General features: G+C 48.1%; 5 protein-coding genes and 1 pseudogene. 3 read left to right on the top strand and 3 right to left on the bottom strand.

The window, feature by feature from the left end; all coding sequences use genetic code 11:
• A partial coding sequence (locus B5D40_RS15735; RefSeq protein ID WP_159446932.1) for a hypothetical protein occupies nt 1-227 on the bottom strand: 227 nt, incomplete at its 3' end.
• A 280-nt stretch (nt 228-507) separates the two neighbouring features.
• Between B5D40_RS15735 and B5D40_RS12675 the strand changes: the two genes are divergently transcribed.
• The 3 genes from B5D40_RS12675 to B5D40_RS12665 are packed head-to-tail and all read left to right on the top strand — an operon-like array spanning nt 508 to nt 3,858.
• Nucleotides 508-1,317, top strand: a complete 810-nt coding sequence (locus B5D40_RS12675; protein WP_078777206.1) for an ADP-ribosylglycohydrolase family protein — start codon at nt 508-510, stop codon at nt 1,315-1,317.
• Nucleotides 1,202-2,209, top strand: coding sequence for a UDP-N-acetylmuramate dehydrogenase (gene murB / locus B5D40_RS12670; RefSeq protein WP_268762586.1), 1,008 nt, complete (start codon nt 1,202-1,204; stop codon nt 2,207-2,209). The genes B5D40_RS12675 and murB overlap by 116 nt, the downstream gene beginning before the upstream one ends.
• Before the next feature lie 56 nt (nt 2,210-2,265).
• Nucleotides 2,266-3,858, top strand: a complete 1,593-nt coding sequence (locus B5D40_RS12665) for an ABC-F family ATP-binding cassette domain-containing protein (RefSeq protein ID WP_078777204.1) — start codon at nt 2,266-2,268, stop codon at nt 3,856-3,858.
• A gap of 128 nt (nt 3,859-3,986) precedes the next feature.
• Here the strand turns inward: B5D40_RS12665 and B5D40_RS12660 are convergent.
• Both B5D40_RS12660 and B5D40_RS12655 read right to left on the bottom strand, forming a co-directional pair.
• Nucleotides 3,987-4,886: pseudogene (locus B5D40_RS12660) on the bottom strand (ATP-grasp fold amidoligase family protein).
• A 499-nt stretch (nt 4,887-5,385) separates the two neighbouring features.
• Nucleotides 5,386-5,660 (bottom strand): integrase core domain-containing protein (locus B5D40_RS12655; RefSeq protein ID WP_144319699.1); only part of this gene is annotated, 275 nt, incomplete at its 5' end.

Genomic DNA, 5,660 nt, shown 5'->3' with positions numbered 1-5,660 from the left:
AACCGATAGCAAAACGACATCTGTTTTAATGTATCGATTCCATGATTGAAAACCCTCACTCTTATGGCGTTGTTATCCAGCGAGTAGGGCTGCTCGTTTTTGATTTCTGCCGAGAGCGAGATAACATCGGCGTTTACGGCGGCGACAAATGCGCTCCAAATGCAGATTGTCTTGCAAAAAAACATTTTCGATTCTCCAGTATTAGCGAAATCGATTAAAGCTTTCATTCACAAATGAATATAACCATAAAGCACAGGCATATCCAACGACGTACGTCCTTCTTGATGCGATTTCAGACATTTATTATAAGCCAAGGGAATTACAAAATCGCCCTTTGTAAATTTATACCTCAGTCCATGCGATGCTCAATTCGGCATCGTCATAGGAATACGAAGGTAATAAAGAGCGCCTTTGAACAGGTTTTGAAAAACTATTTTGCAAGTCTCTCCAAGTGCGTCCTCGTACCGATGAAACTTTTTTCCTATATTTCCCCAAAAAAGGAATGTTATGATCGGTTCTATTATCGGCGATTCTGTCGGTTCCATTTACGAATTTGAAAACATTAAAACCAAGGATTTCGAGTTTTTCGGAGTCGGCATAGAACCCACGGACGACAGCATTCTCACGGTGGCGACTGCGGACTGGATTTTGAACGGCGGAGAAGCCTGGAAATTTTATGTCGATTACGGATACAACAATCCTGACGGCGGCTACGGCGGACGCTTTGCGCGCTTTGTGGAAATGGTTTCCCTCGGCATGAAGCCCGAACCTTACAACAGCTGCGGAAACGGCTCTGCCATGCGAGTGGGGCCCGTGGGCTGGGCATTCAACACCAAGGAAGAAGTTCTTGCCAAAGCGAAGGAATCCGCGGAATGCACTCACAACCATCCGGAAGGCATCAAAGGCGCGCAGGCGGTAGCCCTCGCCATTCTAATGGCTAGACAAGGCACGACCAAAGAAGAGTTGAAGCGCATGATGGAAGACGACTTCTGCTACGACATGAATTTCACCATCGATTCCCTGCGCCCCGTTTATAGTTGGGAATATCCGGGTGCGGCACTTTGCCAAGGAACCGTACCGCAGGCCGTCTGCGCCGTTCTGGAAGCGGAAAATTTCGAAGACGCCATTCGGAATGCGGTCTCCCTCGGAGGCGACAGCGATACCCTCGCTTGCATTGCCGGAAGCATTGCAGAACCTCTCTTTGGAGTCCCGCAAGGATTTGAACGAACCGCCCATCGGCTGTTCGAAAAATACTACCCTAAATTCATCGACATCTGCGCACAATTCGAAGAAAAATTCGGCAAGAAAATCCTCTAAAGCAAGCCATTTTAAAAACATTATGTCCCAAATCCAAGAAAACGCCGATTCCAAAAAACTCACGACCTTCCGAGCCGGCGGAAGCATACGCTATTTTGCCGTGGCGGAATCCGTGGAAGAAATTCCGGAACTTCAAAAATTCGCCAAAGAAAAAGACGTTCCTTTTTTCCTGCTCGGTTTCGGTTCCAACGTGCTTGTTTCGGATTCCGGTTTCGACGGGCTGATCGTCAAGCTCGGCAAAAATTTTTCACACTTTAAATTCGACAAAGAAAGGCTCAGCGTCAAGGCGGCGACACCCCTCTCCCTGATTGCGCGCACGAGCGCCACTCTCGGCCTTTCGGGAATGCACCTGCTCGCCGGCATTCCGGGAAGCATCGGCGGAGCGGTCACTATGAACGCAGGAGCTTACGGCCAAGAAATCGGCCAGACTTTGGATAGCGTCGAATTTCTGGACGAAGACGGCAAAATCAAAACCTTTTCTCGCGAGGAATGCGGATTCGCTTACCGCAAGTCCTCATTTCAAAATTCGCCCAAAATCATTCTCGGAGCGACGTTCAAACTTTCGTTGAGCGATTCCGCAGAACTGCTTGCCGAGCAAAAAAGGATTCTCGCCGAACGCCAGGCCAAGCAGCCTCTCGAATTTCCCAGTGCGGGTTCCGTATTCAAAAGAAACGGTTCCCACTTTCCCGGCGCACTCGTCGAACAGGCGGGAATCAAAGGCCTTACCTTGGGCGGCGCACAAATTTCGACAAAGCACGCCAACTTCATCATCAATATCGGGAATGCGACTGCGCAACAGATTTACGACCTTTCGGAAATCGCCAAAGAAAAAGTTTTCAAGGCTAGCGGCGTCAATCTGGAACGGGAAATCATTTTCCTCGGAAGATTCTAGCAGGAAGCCCCCGCCCCTTCACTTCAAAATATCCCGGATATTACTATCTTTGGCGCATGCTCAATGTTTCTAATGTCAGTTTACAGTATGGAAGCCGTGTACTTTTCAAGGAAGTCAATCTTTCTTTCCGCAAGGGAAATTGCTACGGCATCATCGGCGCAAACGGCGCGGGAAAATCCACATTCCTAAAAATCCTCTCCGGCGAACTCGAACCGAATACGGGCGACGTCTCGCACGACGCAAACGAACGCATCGCCGTTTTAAAGCAGGACCACTTTGCCTACGAAGAATTTACCGTTCTGGACACGGTGATGATGGGTTACCCGGAGCTCTACAAAATCGGGAAACGCCGGGACGAACTTTACGCCAAAGCCGAAATGACCGAAAAAGAAGGCATGGAAGCAATTGATCTGGAAACGAAATTCGGGGAAATGGGCGGATACGAAGCGGAATCTTCGGCGGGAACCCTTTTGAAAGGCCTGGAAATTCCCGAAGAATCGCATACCAAATTGATGAAGGAACTGGACGGCAACGAAAAAATCCGGGTTCTTCTGGCGCAGGCGCTTTTCGGCAATCCCGACATCCTTTTGCTCGACGAACCGACGAACCACCTGGACTTGGAATGCGTCAGCTGGCTCGAAGATTATTTGGAACGTTTTGAAAATACCGTCATCGTCGTTTCGCACGACCGGCATTTTTTGAACACGGTCTGCACGAACATCTGCGACATCGACTACGGTCGCATCAATTTGTACGCGGGCAACTATGAATTCTGGTACGAAGCCAGCCAACTCGCCCAAAAGCAGCGCAAGGACCAGAACCGCCGCGCCGAAGAAAAAATAGCGGAACTCAAAGCGTTCATCCAGCGCTTTGCCTCGAACGCATCCAAAGCCAAGCAGGCGACAAGCCGCAAAAAGCTCCTCGACAAAATGACCGTCGAAGAAATGCCCGCATCAAGCCGCAAATTCCCGTGGGTCAGCTTTAAAATGGACCGCGAACCGGGAAAAATCGTCCTCGAAGTCAAGGACTTGACCATTACCGCCGGCGACGGCACCCAGCTCGAGCACCTGAATTTTTCTCTCGGCGGCAGCGACAAAGTCGCCCTGGTCGGCGATTACGGCGTTTTGAAAACCGCATTCCTGGAAGCCATCCAGGATGAAGAAAACATCAAGTCGGGCAAAGTCAAATGGGGAACGACCATTTCCACAAGCTACTTTCCCAAGAACAACGACGCTTTCTTTACCGAAGAGCTTTCCCTTGTGGATTGGCTCCGGCAATTCAGCAAGGAACAGGACGAAACGTTCATTCGCGGATTCCTCGGACGGATGCTTTTTACCGGCGAAGAAGCGCTCAAGTCGGCGAAGGTGCTTTCCGGCGGCGAAAAAGTCCGCTGCATGCTCAGCAAAATGATGCTTTCCAACGCCAATATGCTTATGCTCGACGAACCGACGGCGCATCTGGATTTGGAATCCATCACGGCACTCAACAACGGGCTCAAAGCCTACAAAGGCCCGATTCTTTTCTGCACCGAAGACCACGAATTTGCGGAAACCCTCGCCGACCGCGTTCTGGAACTCACGCCCACGAGCTATCTCGACAGGGCAATAACCTTCGACGAATGGTTCGCCAGCAGGAAAAAGAAAAAATAACGGAAGAACTAAAAATCTAAAAGAAGCGGCCCTTTGCCGCTTTTTTCATTTCTGTCGGGGCAGGCATCTGAAGAACGGAGCGAAAAGCTTTGACTTCCATCATTTTTCAAAATTTTAGAAGAAGCTTATCATCCTTTTGGCAAAGTCAGCCAGCTGCCAAATTTGTCATCCCATTCCATTGGCTCCATCGGTTCAAAACCACTAAAATGAGAAAAAGTCAATTCACCAAAATACACTTATCCACCCATATCGTAAAAATCCGCCCGACAATGGGGAAACTTCGAAGTCAATTTTGACGCAAGGAGTTTCATCTCTTCAAATCCTGCCGGCCGCTTTATTTCTCTTTCCTCATTATTAGGATAATGCTGTTTCATTGGCAAATGGTTAAATTCGGGGTCAAAGAAATCAAACTTGGTTTGATGAATTTCTCTATCCGTAGCAACAAACAAAGCCTTCACCGCGCCATTAAAGCAGAAAAATTTATAATCCTTCAAGCCTTTACCGGGTTCGTCCTCCATATATTCCTCAGCAATAATTCTTGGCTTTACATTCTTATATGGCCACTCACGCCAAGTATAGTAATAGTTGCGCTTCAGGCACTGGTTGATTTTTTTCTTCGCCGCTTCGATGTCCAGCTTGGATTTGTCCTTGCAGATGACCAGCCCGCCCGAGTCGTGGGTGCATTTGAGGACGAACTGGTTCGGCAGTTTGTCAAAATCGATTTCGTCGAAAGAACCCCACACGCCGAGAAGCGGAATCAGATATTTTTCGCCAATCGTTTCGGCGATATATTTGCGCACTTCGTACTTGTCCACCAGTTGCGTGTATAGCGGATTCCGGTCGTGCAATTTCAGCCACTGGATTTTTTCATTGAAAGTCCTGGGATTTTTCAAATCTGGCCAGCGGCCGATTTTCTCTTTAAAGCATAATTTCAAATACAAGGAATCGGGCATCCAACGTAAAAAGCCTCTACGTCTCAAAATGGAGAAAATCTTGATCGGGTTCAAAATCAAATGTCTTATTTTCATTCAAAAGCCTTCCTACAGATGGAAATTCAATCTAGCAATTTGCGAGGATGATTTTTCCAAGGCCGCCCCTAAACATTGCTTTGGTAATGCTTTGACAAGCTCAGCAACCGTGCTTCGGCAACCGGTTACTGCCCTTCGGCAGGCTCAGGGACCGCCAGCTTGTCAAACTAGCCGAAGCACACCACCCCTCATCAAGGGAGAAGTGATGAGTGATCAGATAGGCAATTCGGACTGTCAACAAGCCACTCTAATGCAACCGATTTTTTGAAAATGAATAAATCCAACAGCATTACGCCAAAGAAATTTTTCTCCATAGTATGAAACAAACCGAGCAAAAAACTCGCCATCCCTTACTTCACTTCATTTCGGATTCCTTTTGAACGCGCGTCTCCATAACAAACCATAGGCATTCCCGGCTGCGCACAAAATACGCAATAAAAATTCCTGTCCCGCCCAAGTTGAACTTGGAAAATTTTGGCAAAGCTAATAAGGGAGTCTGTCAGATCTGTTGGTTAGCCCAATAATCCTCACGTTCTCTTGTCGCATTATACAATTTTGTTCTTCGTTCTGCAAGTCGTTCCTCCATCTTTCCTGCGAAAACCTCGTCAGGAGTCAGGAATCCGATTGCGGAATGTAGCCGTTCCGAGTTGTAGTAATTGATCCAGTCCGACATTTTCCTCTTTGCATCGGAATAGTCCTGGTAAGCGTCACGACGGACTTCCTCCGCCTTGAGGGTCTTGTGAAAACGTTCCACTTTCCCGTTGCTTTGCGGAT

Source organism: Fibrobacter intestinalis (assembly GCF_900167415.1).
GTDB classification, from domain to species: domain Bacteria; phylum Fibrobacterota; class Fibrobacteria; order Fibrobacterales; family Fibrobacteraceae; genus Hallerella; species Hallerella intestinalis.
The sequence above is the reverse complement of the archived record's forward strand: the minus strand, read 5'-3'. Positions and strand labels throughout refer to the sequence as shown.